This is a genomic window from Aquimonas voraii, assembly GCF_900101825.1.
Lineage (GTDB): Bacteria > Pseudomonadota > Gammaproteobacteria > Xanthomonadales > Xanthomonadaceae > Aquimonas > Aquimonas voraii.
Genome location: NZ_FNAG01000002.1, coordinates 342,879 through 358,953, shown reverse-complemented (window position 1 = coordinate 358,953; position 16,075 = coordinate 342,879). Strand labels below are relative to the sequence as shown.

Annotated in this window: 16 protein-coding genes and 1 tRNA gene; 2 read left to right on the top strand and 15 right to left on the bottom strand. The window is 65.9% G+C overall.

Annotated features, from left to right (window positions below; all coding sequences use genetic code 11):
• From nuoL to tpiA, 15 genes are all read right to left on the bottom strand, one after another.
• The gene (gene nuoL / locus BLP83_RS06180) at nucleotides 1-2,058 is read right to left on the bottom strand and encodes an NADH-quinone oxidoreductase subunit L (protein WP_091240184.1); all 2,058 of its coding nucleotides are present in this window, start codon (nucleotides 2,056-2,058) and stop codon (nucleotides 1-3) included.
• Nucleotides 2,059-2,571: 513 nt separating this feature from the next.
• The gene (gene nuoK, locus BLP83_RS06175) at nucleotides 2,572-2,877 is read right to left on the bottom strand and encodes an NADH-quinone oxidoreductase subunit NuoK (RefSeq protein ID WP_091240181.1); all 306 of its coding nucleotides are present in this window, start codon (nucleotides 2,875-2,877) and stop codon (nucleotides 2,572-2,574) included.
• Nucleotides 2,874-3,488: an NADH-quinone oxidoreductase subunit J gene (locus BLP83_RS06170; protein ID WP_091240178.1), complete on the bottom strand. Its 615-nt coding sequence runs from the start codon at nucleotides 3,486-3,488 to the stop codon at nucleotides 2,874-2,876. The genes nuoK and BLP83_RS06170 overlap by 4 nt, the downstream gene beginning before the upstream one ends.
• 36 nt (nucleotides 3,489-3,524) lie before the next feature.
• Nucleotides 3,525-4,013, bottom strand: a complete 489-nt coding sequence (gene nuoI, locus BLP83_RS06165) for an NADH-quinone oxidoreductase subunit NuoI (protein ID WP_091240176.1) — start codon at nucleotides 4,011-4,013, stop codon at nucleotides 3,525-3,527.
• Between the two features lie 10 nt (nucleotides 4,014-4,023).
• Entirely contained in the window at nucleotides 4,024-5,094 is a 1,071-nt protein-coding gene (gene nuoH, locus BLP83_RS06160; protein WP_091240170.1) for an NADH-quinone oxidoreductase subunit NuoH, read from the bottom strand.
• Between the two features lie 6 nt (nucleotides 5,095-5,100).
• On the bottom strand, nucleotides 5,101-7,425 hold the full coding sequence (gene nuoG / locus BLP83_RS06155; protein WP_091240168.1) for an NADH-quinone oxidoreductase subunit NuoG: 2,325 nt from the start codon (nucleotides 7,423-7,425) through the stop codon (nucleotides 5,101-5,103).
• Nucleotides 7,422-8,735, bottom strand: coding sequence for an NADH-quinone oxidoreductase subunit NuoF (gene nuoF, locus BLP83_RS06150; RefSeq protein WP_091240164.1), 1,314 nt, complete (start codon nucleotides 8,733-8,735; stop codon nucleotides 7,422-7,424). The genes nuoG and nuoF overlap by 4 nt, the downstream gene beginning before the upstream one ends.
• 104 nt (nucleotides 8,736-8,839) lie before the next feature.
• A complete protein-coding gene (nuoE, locus tag BLP83_RS06145; RefSeq protein WP_091240162.1) occupies nucleotides 8,840-9,367 on the bottom strand; it encodes an NADH-quinone oxidoreductase subunit NuoE in 528 nt (175 codons plus the stop codon).
• Nucleotides 9,364-10,617, bottom strand: a complete 1,254-nt coding sequence (locus BLP83_RS06140) for an NADH-quinone oxidoreductase subunit D (protein ID WP_091240159.1) — start codon at nucleotides 10,615-10,617, stop codon at nucleotides 9,364-9,366. Before BLP83_RS06140 ends, nuoE begins: the two co-directional genes overlap by 4 nt.
• Nucleotides 10,618-10,620: 3 nt before the next feature.
• Entirely contained in the window at nucleotides 10,621-11,346 is a 726-nt protein-coding gene (locus BLP83_RS06135; RefSeq protein WP_091240157.1) for an NADH-quinone oxidoreductase subunit C, read from the bottom strand.
• Nucleotides 11,347-11,353: 7 nt separating this feature from the next.
• Complete coding sequence (locus BLP83_RS06130) at nucleotides 11,354-11,896, bottom strand: NuoB/complex I 20 kDa subunit family protein (RefSeq protein WP_091240155.1); 543 nt, start codon at nucleotides 11,894-11,896, stop codon at nucleotides 11,354-11,356.
• Nucleotides 11,887-12,243, bottom strand: a complete 357-nt coding sequence (locus tag BLP83_RS06125) for an NADH-quinone oxidoreductase subunit A (RefSeq protein ID WP_091240152.1) — start codon at nucleotides 12,241-12,243, stop codon at nucleotides 11,887-11,889. Before BLP83_RS06125 ends, BLP83_RS06130 begins: the two co-directional genes overlap by 10 nt.
• 81 nt (nucleotides 12,244-12,324) lie before the next feature.
• Nucleotides 12,325-12,409 (bottom strand) — tRNA-Leu (locus BLP83_RS06120).
• Between the two features lie 61 nt (nucleotides 12,410-12,470).
• Nucleotides 12,471-12,953, bottom strand: coding sequence for a preprotein translocase subunit SecG (gene secG, locus BLP83_RS06115; protein WP_091240150.1), 483 nt, complete (start codon nucleotides 12,951-12,953; stop codon nucleotides 12,471-12,473).
• A gap of 21 nt (nucleotides 12,954-12,974) precedes the next feature.
• Nucleotides 12,975-13,730 (bottom strand): triose-phosphate isomerase, encoded by a 756-nt coding sequence (gene tpiA, locus BLP83_RS06110; protein ID WP_091240148.1) that lies wholly within the window; start codon nucleotides 13,728-13,730, stop codon nucleotides 12,975-12,977.
• Between the two features lie 276 nt (nucleotides 13,731-14,006).
• Here tpiA and BLP83_RS06105 point away from each other — a divergent pair, with 276 nt between their 5' ends.
• Both BLP83_RS06105 and trxA read left to right on the top strand, forming a co-directional pair.
• Nucleotides 14,007-14,804 carry an SDR family NAD(P)-dependent oxidoreductase gene (locus BLP83_RS06105; RefSeq protein WP_091240145.1) on the top strand — a complete coding sequence of 266 codons (798 nt, stop codon included), beginning with the start codon at nucleotides 14,007-14,009 and terminating at the stop codon, nucleotides 14,802-14,804.
• 327 nt (nucleotides 14,805-15,131) lie between these two features.
• Nucleotides 15,132-15,992, top strand: a complete 861-nt coding sequence (trxA, locus tag BLP83_RS06100) for a thioredoxin (RefSeq protein ID WP_091240887.1) — start codon at nucleotides 15,132-15,134, stop codon at nucleotides 15,990-15,992.
• The last annotated feature ends 83 nt before the right edge of the window (nucleotides 15,993-16,075 follow it).

Here is a 16,075-nt window from a genome sequence, read left to right as displayed (position 1 = left end):
TTACACGCGCAGTGACCAGATCAGCGCGCCGAGCAGCGCGATCAGGCCCAGAATCATGGCGAAGGCGTAGTGGTACATCAGGCCGGACTGGACGTTACGGACCACCGCAGAGATGCGATCGACCAGCGCCGCCGAACCGTTCACCGCCACGCCGTCGATGACCGCCGTGTCGCCGGCCTTCCAGAACAGGCGCCCCAGCTTCAGGCTGCCGCCGGCGAACACCGCCTGGTTGAAGTCGTCGAAGCCGTACTTGTTCTCCAGCACCCGCACCGGCAAGGCGAAGCTCTTGCGCATCCGCGCGGCGAGGTCCGGATTGAACAGGTAGAGGTAGGTGGCCGCGGCGAAACCGCCGAAAGCCAGCCAGAACGCCGGCGAGGCGTAGAAGTGCAGGCCGAAGCCGACCGCCGCCGAGACCCAGCCGTGGGCGTCGTGCCACAGCTTGGCGGCAACGCCTGCCAGGCTGTCGTGCTCCGGCAGCACGGTGATCGCGCCAGCGAAGTAGTCGCCGAACACCATCGGGCCGACGGTGAGGAAACCGATCGCGATCGAGGGGATCGCCAGCAGGATCAGCGGCAGGGTCACCACCCAAGGCGACTCATGTGGCTCGTGCGGTCCGTGGCCATGACCATGGTCATCGTGATGCGCATCGTGGTGATGGTCGTCGTGCGCATGCGCGTCGCGGAAGCGCTCTGGGCCGTGGAAGGTCAGGTACAGCAGGCGGAAGCTGTAGAAGCTGGTGATGAACACGCCCAGCAGCACTGCCAAGTAGGCGTAGTTCTGGACCCAACCGCCCTGCCCTGCGGCAACGCCGGCCGCCTCGATGATGGTGTCCTTCGAGTAGTAGCCGGACAGGAAGGGCGTGCCAACAAGTGCCAGGGTGCCGATCAGGCTGGTGATCCAGGTGATCGGCATGTACTTGCGCAGGCCACCCATGCGGCGCATGTCCTGCTCGTGGTGCATGCCAATGATCACCGAGCCCGCGGCTAGGAACAGCAGGGCCTTGAAGAAGGCGTGGGTCATCAGGTGGAACACCGCACCGGCATAGGCCGATACGCCCAGGGCCACGGTCATGTAGCCGAGCTGCGACAGGGTCGAGTAGGCGACCACGCGCTTGATGTCGTTCTGCACCACACCGATCAGGCCGGTGAAGAGCGCCGTGGTGGCGCCGATGAACAGCACGAAGGCGAGTGCGGTCTCGCTCATCTCGAACAGCGGCGACATGCGCGCCACCATGAAGATACCGGCGGTGACCATGGTTGCAGCGTGGATCAGCGCTGAGATCGGGGTCGGACCTTCCATCGAATCCGGCAGCCAGACGTGCAGCGGCACCTGCGCCGACTTGCCCATGGCGCCGATGAACAGGCAGATGCAGATGAAGGTCGGCACCGCCCACTGTGCGCCCGGCCAGATCTCGACGGTGAGGCCGGCCAGCTGCGGCGCGTTGTCGAAGGCAGTCTGGTAGTCCAGCGTGCCCAGCCAATACAGCACGCCGGCGATGCCCAGCAGGAAGCCGAAGTCGCCGACGCGGTTGACCAGGAAGGCCTTCATGTTGGCAAACACGGCGCTCGGCTTCTTGAACCAGAAGCCGATCAGCAGGTAGGACACGAGGCCCACGGCTTCCCAGCCGAAGAACAGCTGCAGGAAGTTGTTGCTCATGACCAGCATGAGCATCGAGAAGGTGAACAGGCTGATGTAGGCGAAGAAGCGCTGGTAGCCCGGGTCTTCCTCCATGTAGCCGATGGTGTAGATGTGCACCAGCAGGGACACGAAGGTCACCACCACCATCATCATCGCGGTGAGGCGGTCGACCAGGAAGCCGACGTGGGCCGAGTACTCGCCGATCTCGAACCAGGTGTAGATGTTCTGGTTGAACACCGGCGCCCCACCCCAGACCAGCTGGTAAAGCACCTGCACCGACAGCGCGCAGGACACCGCCACGCCGAGGATGGTCACCCAGTGCGCACCGGCGCGACCGATCTGCTTGCCGAACAGGCCAGCGACGATGGCGCCGAGGAGGGGCGCGAGCGCGATCAGCAGGAGTACGTTTTCAGATATCATGGCTCGTTTCCATTGCTTATGCGTGCGGCACTGCGGGTTGCCCTGCGGCCTTGGGCTGCAGCCAGCGCGGTGGATCGATTGCGCGGCGCGGCTTGTTTACTACCGAAACCATCGCAAGCGAGTGCCCGGAAGCGCCCCTCTTGCTTCGCGCGCGGCAGAGCCGAGCGCGCCTTGAATCGTGCGTGTCGCTGCCATCCGTGGCGCTCACCCGAGAGCTTCCGACCCCCGGCCCGCGCATCCTTGCGCGGGCGTTCGGCCTGCGCGAGCCAGTGGCTCGCACTCGCCTTGAATCCAGCTTCTCGCTGCCATCCGTGGCGCTCACCCGAGGGTTTCCGACCCCCGGCCCGCGCATCCTTGCGCGGGCGTTCGGCCTGCGCGAGCCCGTGGCTCGCACTCGCCTTGAATCCAGCTTCTCGCTGCCATCCGTGGCGCTCACCCGAGGGTTTCCGACCCCCGGCCCGCGCATCCTTGCGCGGGCGTTCGGCCTGCGCGAGCCCGTGGCTCGCGCGGGCCTCACCCTTTCATCGAGTCAAGTTCGCCGACATTGATCGTCGACCGCGCGCGGAACAGCGCCACCAGGATCGCCAGACCGATCGCAGCCTCCGCCGCCGCCACGGTGAGGATGAAAAACACGAACAGCTGGCCATCGACGCTGCCCAGGTGGCGCGAGAAGCCGATGAAGTTCATGTTCACTGCCAGCAGGATGAGCTCGATGCTCATCAGCAGCACGATCATGTTCTTGCGGTTGATGAAGATGCCTCCGACGCCGATACAGAACAGCACGGCGCCCACAGCGAGGTAATGGCCTAGGGTGATCACTGGCGGGCCTCCGGGGTTTCGGCCTTCATCTTGACGAGGCGGATACGGTCCTCGCGGCGCACCATCACCTGGCGGCCCGGGTCCTGGGCCTTGACGTTGATCCGCCGACGCAGGGTGATCGCGATGGCAGCGACGATGGCCACGGTGAGGATCACCGCCGCCAACTCGAACGGATACAGATACTCAGTGAACAGCGCTCGACCCAGCCACTCGGTGTTGGACATGCCAGCGGCGGTCGCCGGATCGGTCGCCGGCAGGGTCTCGCCGAAGCGCGCCAGGCCGATCAGCGCGATCATCTCGAGCGCCATCACGATGCCGACCACGATGCCGACGGGCAGGTAGCGGGCGAAGCCCTCGCGCAGCGGCGCGAACTTGATGTCCAGCATCATCACCACGAACAGGAACAGCACCATCACCGCGCCCACATAGACCAGCACCAGGGCGATGCCGAGGAACTCGGCGTCGGCCAGGATCCACAGGCAGGCGCTGGAGAAGAAGGTGAGGATCAGGAACAGCACCGCGTGCACGGGGTTGCGCACGGACACGACCGACAGCGCCGACAGTACGGCGACGCTGGCAAACAGGTAGAAGGCGATCAGGGGATAGCTCATGCCGGGGGCTCCAGGTCGTTCAGGCGCAGGCCTGGATCAGCGGTAGGCCGAGTCGAGCGAGCGGCGCTCGGCGATCTCCGCCTCCAGGCGGTCGCCGATGGCCAGCAGCTGCGGCTTGGTGACGATGTTCTCGCCGCGCTTCTCGAAGTGGTACTCGTGGATGTGGGTTTCCACGATCGAGTCAACCGGACAGCTCTCCTCGCAGAAGCCGCAGAAGATGCACTTGAACAGGTCGATGTCGTAGCGCGTGGTGCGGCGGCTGCCATCCTCGCGCGGTTCCGAGTCGATCGTAATCGCCAGCGCCGGGCACACCGCCTCGCACAGCTTGCAGGCGATGCAGCGCTCTTCGCCGTTGGGGTAGCGGCGCAGCGCGTGCAGGCCGCGGAAGCGCGGCGACTGCGGGATCTTCTCGAAGGGATAGGCCAGCGTGTACTTCGGCTTGAAGAAGTACTTCAGCGTCAGCCACATGCCCTGCAGCAGCTCGATCAGCAGCAGGCTCTTGAAGTAGGAAACAACGCGGTTCATTCGGTCATCCTCAGGCGTTGGCCGTGAACCAGCCCGCGTGCACCGCCCAGGCGGCGACGAGGATCCAGACGATGGTGATGGGGATGAACACCTTCCAGCCCAGACGCATGATCTGGTCGTAGCGGTAGCGCGGGAAGCTGGCGCGGAACCACACGTAGAAGAAGGCGAACAGCACGGCCTTGGCGAGCAGCCAGATCACGCTGGGCTGGCCCAACCAGGAATCGGTCCAGCCCTGGAAGGGCGACAGCCAGCCGCCCAGGAACAGCAGGGCCGCCAGGAAGCTGATTAGGATCATGTTGGCGTACTCGGCGAGGAAGAACACCGAGAAGGCCGAACCCGCGTACTCGACATGGAAACCGGCGACGATCTCCGACTCGCCTTCGGCGACGTCGAAGGGCGCGCGGTTGGTCTCGGCCACGCCCGAGATGAAATAGATGACGAACAGCGGCAGCAGCGGCAGCCAGAACCATTCGAAGAAGCCAGCGTCACCGCCCTGCGCGTTGACGATCGCGCTCAGGTTGAGGCTGCCCGATGCGACCAGCACGCCGACGAGCGCGAAGCCCATGGCGATTTCGTAGCTGACCACCTGCGCCGCCGAACGCATCGCGCCCAGGAAGGCGTACTTCGAGTTCGAGGCCCAGCCGGCGATGATCACGCCGTACACGCCCATCGACGTCATCGCCAGCAGCATCAGCAGGCCGGCATTGATATCGGCCAGCACCATGCCGTCCTCGAAAGGCACCACCGCCCAGGCCGCGAAGGCAGGAGCCAGCGCCAGCACGGGGGCCAGGCGAAACAGGAACAGGTTGGCGTTGCTTGGCAGCACCACTTCCTTGAACAGCAGCTTGAACACGTCGGCGAAGGGCTGGATGAAGCCGATGCCGAACACGCGCCCAACGTAGACCGGCCCCTGACGCACGTGCATCCAGCCGATCACCTTGCGCTCGAACAGGGTGAAGTAGGCGACGCCGAGAATCAGCGGCACGGTGATGCAGAGGATCTTGATCAGGGTCCAGACCAGCAGCCCGATGTCGCCGAAGCCGAGGAAGAACTCGCGGATGGGTTCGATGAGCGACAGCATGGGGCCTTAGACCTTTGCCACGGTGAGCGCGCCCGCGGGCGCGAGCGGCGCGGTCGCGCCGTAGCCGGTTTCGATCCAGACCGCGCCGCGCGGCACGCGGCCACTGACCTCGACCTGCAGGGTGGCCTGGCCGCGACCGTCGCCGACCTTGGCCATCGCGCCATTGGACAGGCCCGCCGCCAGCGCATCCGCTGCGTTCAGCAGCACACGCGGACCGCGAGTCAGACTGTGGGCGTTGAGCGGCTCGGCGCGACGCAGCACAGCATCGGACCGGTAGATCGGCGTAGTGGCGATACGCTGCAGGCCTTCGACAGGCTCGCGCTTCGACAGCCCTGCCCCGCCCTTGGGCTCGGACAGGGTGATCCCGGCGCGCAAACCGTGGATGTCGATGAAGTCGAAGCCGTCCAGCTTCATGGCCTCACCCAGCGCACGCAGCAGACGCCAGCCCGCACGCGCTTCGCCCGGCGCCTTGGCCCCGGCGCTGACGAGCTGGGTCTGCCCCTGTGCGTTGATCAGGCTGGCCTCGATCTCGGGCAGCAGGGCGATCGGCAGGATCACATTGGCGCAACGCTTGAGCGTCTCGGTGACGAAAGCACTGAAAGCCACGACCTGCTTGGCCTGCGACAAAGCCTGCAGGGCCAAGGTGTTGTCGGCGAAGTCGAACTCGGGCTCGACGCCGTAGAGCATATAGCTGCTGCGCGGCTGCGCAAACATGGCGCGGGCGTCGAGGCCCTTGGGCAGTACGCCGGCGCGCGCCAGGCCCAGCGCATTGGCACCACGCTCCAGAACGTTCAGGCGCGCACCGGTGGCGCGCGACAGCGCGGACGCCAGCGCGCGCAGCCACGAAGCATTGGCATGGCCAACTGCGCTTTCACCCAGCTGGATCAGAGCCACACTCGCCGATTTCAGCTGCTCAGCCACCGCGCGATGACCGTCCTCGACCTGCACATTGGCGACGAGCGACGCCAGTTCAGCGGGCAAACCCTCAGCAGCTCCGCCCGCCGCGGCCAGCACGGCCGCCAGCGACTCGGTCATCGCCTGCGGCGCGACGATGGCCTTGTGGCTCAGGTCGAAGTTGAAATCGAAGTCAACCGGGTTGATCGCGCTGATCTTCGCGCCGCCCTTAGAGGCCTTGCGGATGCGGTGGCCGAGGATCGGTGCCTCAAGACGCGGATTGCAGCCGACCAGCAGAACGGCGCGCGCCTGCTCGACTTCGGCCAGCGGCAGTTCGAATGCCGCAGCCACCGGAGCGTCGGCGAAGTCCAGCGTGCCGAGGCGATGGTCGATGTTGCCGCAACCGAGACCCGCGGCGAGCCGCGCCAGCAGGGCGCCCTCTTCCAGCGAGGTCGAGGGATGCACCAGCATGCCGGTCTGCTCACCGCTGGCTGCACGCAGCAGATCGGCGGCGCGAGCGACGCCCTGCTCCAGGCTGACCTCTTTCCAGTTCGCGCCCTCGCGGACCAGGGCGGTGGTGGCGCGATCGGCGGCGGTCAGTCCGGTGTGGCTGTAGCGGTCGCGATCCGACAGCCAGCTCTCGTTGATCGACTCGTTGTCGCGCGGCACCACGCGCATCACTTCGCCGCGGCGCACGTGCAGGTAGAGATTGGAGCCCAGCGCATCGTGGTAGCCGATCGACTCGCGCGCGGCCAGTTCCCAGGCGCGGGCGCGGTAGCGGAAAGGCTTGTTGGTCAGCGCGCCGACCGGGCAGACATCGATGATGTTGCCGGACAGCTCGCTGTCGATGTTCTTGCCGATGTAGGTGCCGATCTCAAGCCGATCGCCGCGCCCCATGCCGCCCAGCTCATAGGTGCCGGCGATCTCGCCGACAAAGCGCACGCAGCGGGTGCAGTGGATGCAGCGGGTCATGTCGGTGGCGACCAGCGGGCCGACGTTCTCGTCAGGCACCACGCGCTTGCGCTCGACGAAACGGCTGACCGAGCGGCCGTAGCCCATCGCGACGTCCTGCAGCTCGCACTCGCCGCCCTGGTCGCAGATCGGACAGTCGAGCGGATGGTTGATCAGCAGGAATTCCATGACGTTGCGCTGCGAGTCGAGCGCACGCTTGGACTGCGTGTAGATCTTCATGCCCTCCATCACCGGCGTGGCGCAGGCCGGCGCGGGCTTGGGCATCTTCTCGACATCGACCAGGCACATGCGACAGTTGGCCGCGATCGGCAGCTTCTTGTGGTAGCAGAAGCGCGGGATCGGAATGCCGGCCTTGTCGGCGGCCTCGATGATCATCGAGCCCTTGGGCACCGCCATCGCGGTGCCGTCGATCTCGATGTTGACCTGGTCGGGCGCCACGTTGGGCGCAGACGGCGCGGCGCTCATGCGGCGGCTCCAAGCTGGGACTCGACCATCGATCGGCCGTGGGTCACGTAGTACTCGAACTCATGCCAGTAGTGGCGCAGGAAGCCCTGCACCGGCCAGGCAGCGGCTTCGCCGAAGGCACAGATGGTGTGGCCTTCGATCTGGCCGGCGGCAGCCTTGAGCATGTGGATGTCTTCGACCGTGCCCTTGCCTTCGACGATGCGCGAGAGCACGCGGTACATCCAGCCCGTGCCTTCGCGGCAGGGCGTGCACTGGCCGCAGCTTTCCTTGTAGTAGAACTGCGAGATGCGGCGGCAGGCCTTGACCATGCAGGTGGTCTCGTCCATCACGATCACGGCACCCGAACCCAGACCCGAGCCCGCCTTCTGCAGGGCATCGTAGTCCATGGTCAGCTCCATGATGGTGTCGGCCGGCAGCACCGGCATCGACGAACCGCCGGGGATCACCGCCTTCAGCTTGCGGCCACCACGGACGCCGCCCGCCATGGCCAGCAGGTCCTTGAAGGGCGTGCCCAGGCGGATCTCGAAGTTGCCGGGGTTGTTGACGTGGCCCGACACCGAGAACACCTTCGGTCCACCGTTGTTGGGCTTGCCGAGGTTCAGGAACCACTCGGGGCCGTTGCGGAGGATCGCCGGCACCGAGGCATAGGTCTCGGTGTTGTTGATCGTGGTCGGACGGCCGAACAGACCGAAGTTGGCGGGGAACGGCGGCTTGAAGCGCGGCTGGCCCTTCTTGCCTTCCAGCGATTCCATCAGCGCGGTTTCTTCGCCGCAGATGTAGGCGCCGGCGCCGAGGGCGGCATAGATGTCGATGTCGACGCCCGACCCCAGCACGTTCTTGCCCAGCCAGCCGTTGGCATAGGCCTCCTTCAGCGCTTCCTCGAAGTGCTCGAAGGGCTCGTGATGGAACTCGCCGCGCAGGTAGTTGTAGGCCACGGTGCTGCCGGTGGCGTAGCAGGCAATCGCCATGCCCTCGATCACCGCGTGCGGGTTGTAGCGCAGGATGTCGCGATCCTTGCAGGTGCCGGGCTCGGACTCGTCGGAGTTGCAGAGGATGTACTTCTGGCCCGGCGCGTTGCGCGGCATGAAGCTCCACTTGAGACCGGCCGGAAAGCCTGCCCCGCCGCGGCCGCGCAGGCCGCTCTGCTTGACCATGTCGATCACCTGCTCCTGCGGGATCTTCTCGGTCAGCACGCGACGCAGCGCCTGATAACCACCCACTTTCAGGTAGTTCTCATAGCTCCACGGCTTCTCGAAGTGAAGCGTGGTGTAGACGACGCTGTGCTCTTGCGGTTCCGGTCCGTACGCCATTGCCTTCTCGCCTCTTCCTCATCTGCCCGCCGCGGGATGGCGACAGGCCTGCCAAAGCAGGTGCGGCGCGGCGTTCGGTGTCCAAACGTCGCGGCCGGCGGCCCTTACTTCAGCGAATCCAGGATCTGGTCCATCGATGCCGGGGTGAGTTTCTCGTGGTAGTGGCCATTGACCACCATCATCGGCGCCCCGCAGCAGGCGGCCAGGCACTCTTCCTCGCGCTTGAGGTAGATGCGGCCGTCCGGGGTGCTCTCGCCCAGCTTGATGCCCAGACGCTTCTCGACATGGGCGACCAGATCCTCGGCGCCGTTCAGCCAGCAGCTGATGTTGGTGCAGATCGCCACGTTGTTGCGGCCTACCGGCTTCAGCTCGAACATCGAGTAGAAGCTGGCGACCTCGTAGGCCCAGACCGAGGGCAGATCGAGGTAGCGCGCGACCGCCGTCACCAATTCGTCTGTCAGGTAGCCGCCGTTCTGCTCCTGCGCCGCCATCAAGCCTTGGATCAGCGCCGAGCGCTTGCGATCCGGCGGGAACTTGGCGACCCAGTGGTCGATGTGGTGGCGGGTGTGCTCGCTGAGCACGGCGAGCGGGTCGACCTCGCGTACCGCTTCGAAGTTGCCGCTGGCCTTCATCGGTCGATCTCTCCAAACACGACGTCATAGGTGCCGATCATCGCCACCACGTCAGGCAGCATGTGTCCGCGCACGATCGAGTCCATCGAAGACAGATGGGCGAAACCCGGCGCACGCAGCTTCACGCGGAATGGCTTGTTGGCACCGTCGGAAATCAGGTAGCAGCCGAACTCACCCTTGGGCGCCTCGACCGCGGCGTAGGTCTCGCCGGCCGGCACGCAATAGCCCTCGGTGAACAGCTTGAAGTGGTGGATCAAGGCTTCCATGTCGTCCTTCATCTCCTCGCGGGAGGGCGGCGACACCTTGAAGTTCTTCAGCATCACCGGGCCCGGATTGGCGCGGAGCCACTGGATGCACTGCTTGATGATGCGGTTGCTCTGGCGCATCTCTTCGATACGCACGAGGTAGCGGTCGTAGCAGTCACCGTTGACACCCACCGGGATGTCGAAATCGACTTCTGCGTACTTGGCGTAGGGCTGCTTCTTGCGCAGGTCCCAGGCAATGCCGGAGCCGCGCAGCATTGGTCCGCTCATGCCCCAAGCGAGGGCATGGTCAGGGCTGACCACACCGATGCCGACGGTGCGCTGCTTCCAGATGCGGTTGTCGGTGAGCAGGATTTCGTATTCGTCGATCTTCGAGGGGAAGTCGTCGGTGAACGCCTCGAGGAAATCGAGCATGGAGCCCTCGCGCCAGGCGTTGCGGCGCTTCAGCTCCTTGCCCTTGGCCCAGGGCGATTCCTTGTACTGCGGCATGCGCTCCGGCAGGTCGCGATACACACCACCCGGACGGTAGTAGGCCGCGTGCATCCGCGCGCCCGAGACCGCCTCGTAGCAGTCCATCAGCTCTTCGCGCTCGCGGAAGGCGTACAGGATCACCGCCATCGCGCCGAGATCGAGGCCGTTCGAACCCACCCACATGAGGTGATTCAGGATGCGGGTGATCTCGTCGAACATGGTGCGGATCCACTGCGCACGTTCCGGCGCCTGGATTCCCAGCAGGTTCTCGATGGCACGCACGTAGGCGTGCTCGTTGCACATCATCGAGACGTAGTCCAGGCGATCCATGTAGCCGATCGACTGGTTGAAGGGCTTCGACTCGGCCAACTTCTCGGTACCACGATGCAGCAGGCCCACGTGGGGGTCGGCGCGCACCACTGTCTCGCCGTCCAGCTCCAGCACCAGGCGAAGCACGCCGTGGGCCGCCGGATGCTGCGGGCCGAAGTTCATCGTGTAGTTGCGGATTTCCTGCATGGCTTACTTGCCCTGCCCTGCGCTGCGCTCGGCCTGCGCCTGCTCGTAGCGGGAATCGTGGCGGACCACGCGCGGCACGCCGACGCGAGGATCGATGCTGACCGGCTCGTACACCACGCGACCTTTCTCCGGGTCGTAGCGCACTTCGACGTTGCCGATCAGCGGGAAATCCTTTCGGAATGGATGACCGACGAAACCGTAATCGGTGAGAATGCGGCGCAGGTCCGGGTGACCCTCAAAAACGATGCCGTAAAGATCGAACGCCTCGCGCTCGAACCAGTTGGCGCCCGGCCACAGTTCGGTGACGCTAGGCACGACCGGCAGCGCATCGTCGGCGCCGAAACAGCGCACGCGCAGGCGGCGGTTGTGGACGATCGAAAGCAGGTGGATCACTGCGGCGAATCGACCAGCACCGGCGGACACGGCGGGACGCTGCTCCCAGTTGAAGCGACCGGGGCCGAAACCCTCGACGCCTCGCGAGAACCCCTCGTCGGTGACGTCAGAGGTGTCCCATTCGGCGTCGCCGAAGCCGAGGTAGTCGACGCCGCAGACGTCGACCAGCTGCTCGAAGCGGAACTCGGGGTCGTCACGCAGGCTGCGGCAAACCTCGATCAAGCCGTCGGGCGCGACCTCGATGGTGGTCTCGTCGCGCTCGACAGAGATCTTCGCGAGTTTGCCGTCAAAGCGGGCGCGCAGGCGCTCGGCCAGGGTGGAAGTTTCGTCTGCCATGGCCTGCTCAGCGCGCGATCGTGTTGGTGCGGCGGATCTTCTTCTGCAGCTGCAGGATGCCGTAGATCAAGGCCTCGGCCGTGGGCGGACAGCCCGGCACATAGACGTCGACCGGCACCACGCGATCGCAGCCGCGGACCACCGAGTAGGAGTAGTGGTAATAACCACCGCCGTTGGCGCAGCTGCCCATGGAAATCACCCACTTGGGGTTGGGCATCTGGTCGTAGACCTTGCGCAGGGCCGGGGCCATCTTGTTGACCAGGGTGCCGGCCACGATCATCACGTCGGACTGGCGCGGTGACGGGCGGAAAATCACTCCATACCGATCCAGGTCGAGCCGCGACATGCCGGCGTGCATCATCTCGACCGCGCAACAGGCAAGACCGAAGGTCATCGGCCACATCGAACCTGTGCGTGCCCAGTTCAGCAGCGCGTCGACAGAAGTGGTCACGAATCCGCGCTCCAGCAGCGGGTTCTCGCCCTCGGGCCGGAGGATGTCGTCGAGGCGACCGATCGGCTCGGGGTTGTGCAGCAGCTGGCTCACTCCCATTCCAGCGCTCCCTTCTTCCATTCGTAGACGAAGCCGATCACGAGGATGCCCAGGAACACTGCCATGGCTGCAATCGCGGTCACACCGATGTCCTTGAACACCAGCGCCCACGGAAACAGGAAGGCGATCTCGAGATCGAAGATGATGAAGAGGATGGCGACGAGGTAAAAGCGCACATCGAACTTCATGCGCGCGTCTTCGAAGGCCTCGAAGCCACACTCGTAAGGAGAGCCCTTCTCGCCATCCGGCGACTTCGGACCCAGCAGCCAGCCCAAGAAGAGCAGGACCACGCCAATGCCGGCAGCTACGCCGAGGAACATCAGGATCGGCAGGTAATCGGCCAACACGCGTCGCCACCTCCGCGCCGCGATGGGGCGCATCAGCGCAGCGGAGAGCGCGAGTGCAGCTCCGCTGCCGTTTCAGGATGTTGGTGCCCAGGGCGGGACTCGAACCCGCACAGCTTGCGCCGCTACCCCCTCAAGATAGTGTGTCTACCAATTCCACCACCTGGGCAAGGGATCACTGGATGGCGCCTTGCACGCCCACTCCAGCGCAGTCGGATTGTATCAGGCGATCACTCGCCGGACCCACCCTCCGACGGGGGATTTTGCTCTTCTTCCGCCCTCTCCACGGACTCGACGCCCACCTCAGCTGGCGCCGCTTCAGCGGCAGCCGGCGACACCGGCGAGCCCGCCTCAGGTTGAGCCGCCGGAATGACGGACGCCGGAGCGGCGGCGGCTTCAGGGATCTGTGCCGCAGGTGCGTCGATCTGACCCATCACACCGAGGTCATCGCCTGACGCACGCTGCAGGCCGCCCCGAGCGACGTACATTGCCATACCGAGGCTGATGACGAAGAACAGGGTCGCGAGGATCGCCGTCGACTTCGACAAAAAATTGGCGGAACCGCGAGCACCGAACACCGTGGCCGAGGCACCCGCTCCAAAGCCGGATCCGGCGGCCGCACCTGCACCGCGCTGCAGGAGGATCATCACGATCATGGCCACGGAGACCAGAACGTAAAGGATGTTGGCGAGGGTCAGGACAGTGGATGACATTGAGTTCGTTGCGTATCGGGTTTAACCGCGGGCCGCGGCTGCCGCCGCGATCCCGAGGAAATCAGCAGCGACCAATGAAGCGCCGCCAATCAGGCCGCCATCGACATCCTGCTGTGCGAACAGCGCCGTTGCATTGTCCGGCTTGACGCTGCCGCCGTACAGGATGACCAGCGAGTTCGCCATATTAGCATCGACCGAGGCGATTTCGCTACGGAGGAATGCGTGGGCCTGCTGCGCCTGTTGCGGACTCGCGGTCAGACCCGTACCGATCGCCCAGACGGGCTCGTACGCCAACACGCAGCGCGACAGCACTTCGCCGCCGAGCGCGAGCACCGGCTGCAGCTGGGCCCGGAGCACCGCGTCCGTGGCCTCCGACTGGCGTTCTTCCAGCGTTTCGCCCAGGCAGATCACCGCAGTCAGCCCAGCCTCCACCGCCGCCCGCGCCTTGCGCGCCACCAGCACCGAACTCTCGCCATGGTAGGCACGACGCTCGCTGTGTCCGACCAGGGTCCAGCGCGCACCGATATCCGCCAGCATGACGGCCGAAACCTCGCCGGTGTAGGCGCCCTTGGCATGCTCGGACACATCCTGCGCCCCGAACTCCAAAGGGCTTCCCTCGTAGGCCCTGATGAGCTCGGCGAGGTAGGCCATCGGTGGGAAAACCGGGACCCGCACCCCCGCTGGCAGCCCCCCACTGAGAACAGCATCAAGCAGAGCGCGAGCACTGCTGCGACTGCCATTGAGCTTCCAGTTGCCGGCAACAATCGGGGTGCGCATGAGGGCTCCGTGTAACTGATGGGAACGCGACGGCGGCGGAGGATACGCGCTGCGATGGGCGACCGCACCCTCGGCGAGCACCGCGACCGTGCGGAGGCCCGAACCCAGACTGCGCAGCGGAAGGCCCCGAGCGCTGCCGCCGCCCACAGCGGAACCCCGCGTCCTTGCGAGCTCAACCTGGCGGGCCGAAGAGCGCCTTGCTCCAACCACCAGGGCCCACACAGGCAGGCCGAGCCGAACTACGCTCTAGCGCCCACGAGACCGGACAGCTTGCCCATGACCGTTCACTACACCTTGATCACCGGCGCCTCCGCGGGCATCGGCGAAGCCTTGGCCCGCGAGTACGCGCGCCGTGGGCGTCCGCTCATCCTGCTTGCGCGGCGCGAGGACCGCCTCAAGCAGCTGGCGGACAGCCTGCGTGCCCACGTTCCTGTGGAAATTCTGGCGGCCGACCTTGCCGACCCCTCGGCGCCCGAGCGGATTGTCGAAACCCTGAAGCACCGTGGGCTCGAGGTGGAGGGCCTGGTCAACAATGCCGGCTACGGGTTACCCGGCGCCTTCCACGTGCCCAGCTGGGATCAGCATGCGCGCTTCCTGCAGGTGATGGTGACCTCGGTCTGCGAACTCAGCTGGCGACTGCTGCCCGCCATGCAGGAGCGCGGTCGCGGCGAAATCCTCAACGTGGCTTCGTTGGCGGGGCATGTGCCAGGCTCGGCAGGCCACACGCTCTATGCGGCTGCCAAGGCTTTCATGATCAAGTTCTCCGAGTCGCTCGCGCTCGAGAACGCCGAGCGCGGCGTGCGTGTCTGCGCGCTCTGCCCCGGCTTCACCTACTCGGAATTCCACGACATCACCGGCACGCGGCCGCAGGTCTCGAAGATGCCGAAATGGATGTGGATGACCGCGGAGGATGTGGCACGCGAGGGCCTCGATGCACTCGACTCGGGCAAGGTCGTGCACATCACGGGCCGTGCCAACCGCCTGATCAAGGCCGTCACCCAGCTGCTGCCAGATCGGTGGGCACTGAGGCTGGTGCAGAAACGTTCGCGGGATTTCCGTTCGCTGGACGGCTAGACATCGAACTGAAGAGCAACGCTGGCGTGGCCACGCGCGCCCAGGGGCCGCGGAGAGCGGCACCTCCGCGATGCCCAAAAGCCAATCTCCTGCGCAATCTGGGCCGCGGCGTGCGAGTCCAGGCCTCGCGGAAGCAGGTCAGCAAGGAGCGAAGTGGCGGCGAGCACGCGGGCATCGCGCGGGGAAACAGCCGACGCGAGCGTGCATCCGGCGGCTCGCATGCCGTCCCTGGCCTGGGGTGGGCTCTTGTGAAGTCAAGAATGCGCCCGCACTCATGCGGGCGGCGGTTACGATGCCGCGCCCCCAATGCCCAACGCGGAGCCCACCATGAGCGAGAGCGCCTTCAGTTTCGATGCCACCACCGCCACCTTCGAGCAGGAGGTCATCCTGCGCTCGAAGGAAGTGCCGGTGCTAGTCGACTTCTGGGCGACCTGGTGCGGCCCCTGCAAGCAGGTCAAGCCGATCCTCGAGAAGCTCGCCACCGATTACGACGGCGGCTTCCTGCTGGCCAAGGTCGATGTCGACAAGGAACAGCAGCTCGCGGCGATGGTCGGCATCCGCTCGGTGCCGACCATCCTGCTGCTGAAGGACGGCCAGATCGTCGACGGCTTTCCCGGCGCCCTGCCCGAAGCCCAGCTGCGCGCCTTCCTGGCGCAGCACGGCGTGCAGCCGCGCGAAGCCGCAGCGGCAGAGCCCGTCGCCGAAGTGCAGGAGCTGCTGCCGCAGGAGCGAGTCGAGCAGCAGCGCGCGCAGATCGCGGCCGAGCCGGAGCGCGCTGAGCTCAAACTCGACCTGGCGCTGGCCCTGTTGTCCACCGGCGACAGCGCCGAGGCTGAAGCCCTGCTCGATGCCCTGCCCGCCAATCTCGCCACCGACGAACGCGCCAAGCGCGGCCGCGCCAGCCTCGGCTTCGCCCGCCTGCTGACCGGCGCGCCTGCCCCGATCGGCCTGCAGGCGCGACTGGCAGCCGATCCGAACGATCTTGAAGCCCTGCACCTGCTCGGCGTGCACCAGATCGTCGCCGGCGACTCTGCGGCCGGCTTCGATAGCCTGCTCGAACTGCTGAAGCGCGATCGCGCCTGGCGCGAGGGCCAGCCCCGCAAGAGCCTGATCGAGGCCTTCAACCTCGTGGAAGACGAGGACCTCGTCGGCCGCGCGCGCCGCCGCATGGCTTCGCTGCTGTTCTGAGGCGCGCTTAGGGATTCGGGATTCGGGATTCGGGATTCGGGATTCGCAGCCGAGCATCCTGTCCGGCGTGGGGCCCGCGCGCG

Coding starts and splice junctions, on each gene's coding strand:
- nuoL (WP_091240184.1), bottom strand. CDS start 2,058: ATGATATCTGAAAACGTACTCCTGCTGATCGCGCTCGCGCCCCTCCTC.
- BLP83_RS06170 (WP_091240178.1), bottom strand. CDS start 3,488: ATGAGCTATCCCCTGATCGCCTTCTACCTGTTTGCCAGCGTCGCCGTA.
- nuoI (WP_091240176.1), bottom strand. CDS start 4,013: ATGAACCGCGTTGTTTCCTACTTCAAGAGCCTGCTGCTGATCGAGCTG.
- nuoH (WP_091240170.1), bottom strand. CDS start 5,094: ATGCTGTCGCTCATCGAACCCATCCGCGAGTTCTTCCTCGGCTTCGGC.
- nuoG (WP_091240168.1), bottom strand. CDS start 7,425: ATGAGCGCCGCGCCGTCTGCGCCCAACGTGGCGCCCGACCAGGTCAAC.
- nuoF (WP_091240164.1), bottom strand. CDS start 8,735: ATGGCGTACGGACCGGAACCGCAAGAGCACAGCGTCGTCTACACCACG.
- nuoE (WP_091240162.1), bottom strand. CDS start 9,367: ATGAAGGCCAGCGGCAACTTCGAAGCGGTACGCGAGGTCGACCCGCTC.
- BLP83_RS06140 (WP_091240159.1), bottom strand. CDS start 10,617: ATGCAGGAAATCCGCAACTACACGATGAACTTCGGCCCGCAGCATCCG.
- BLP83_RS06135 (WP_091240157.1), bottom strand. CDS start 11,346: ATGGCAGACGAAACTTCCACCCTGGCCGAGCGCCTGCGCGCCCGCTTT.
- BLP83_RS06130 (WP_091240155.1), bottom strand. CDS start 11,896: ATGGGAGTGAGCCAGCTGCTGCACAACCCCGAGCCGATCGGTCGCCTC.
- secG (WP_091240150.1), bottom strand. CDS start 12,953: ATGTCATCCACTGTCCTGACCCTCGCCAACATCCTTTACGTTCTGGTC.
- tpiA (WP_091240148.1), bottom strand. CDS start 13,730: ATGCGCACCCCGATTGTTGCCGGCAACTGGAAGCTCAATGGCAGTCGC.
- BLP83_RS06105 (WP_091240145.1), top strand. CDS start 14,007: ATGACCGTTCACTACACCTTGATCACCGGCGCCTCCGCGGGCATCGGC.
- trxA (WP_091240887.1), top strand. CDS start 15,132: ATGAGCGAGAGCGCCTTCAGTTTCGATGCCACCACCGCCACCTTCGAG.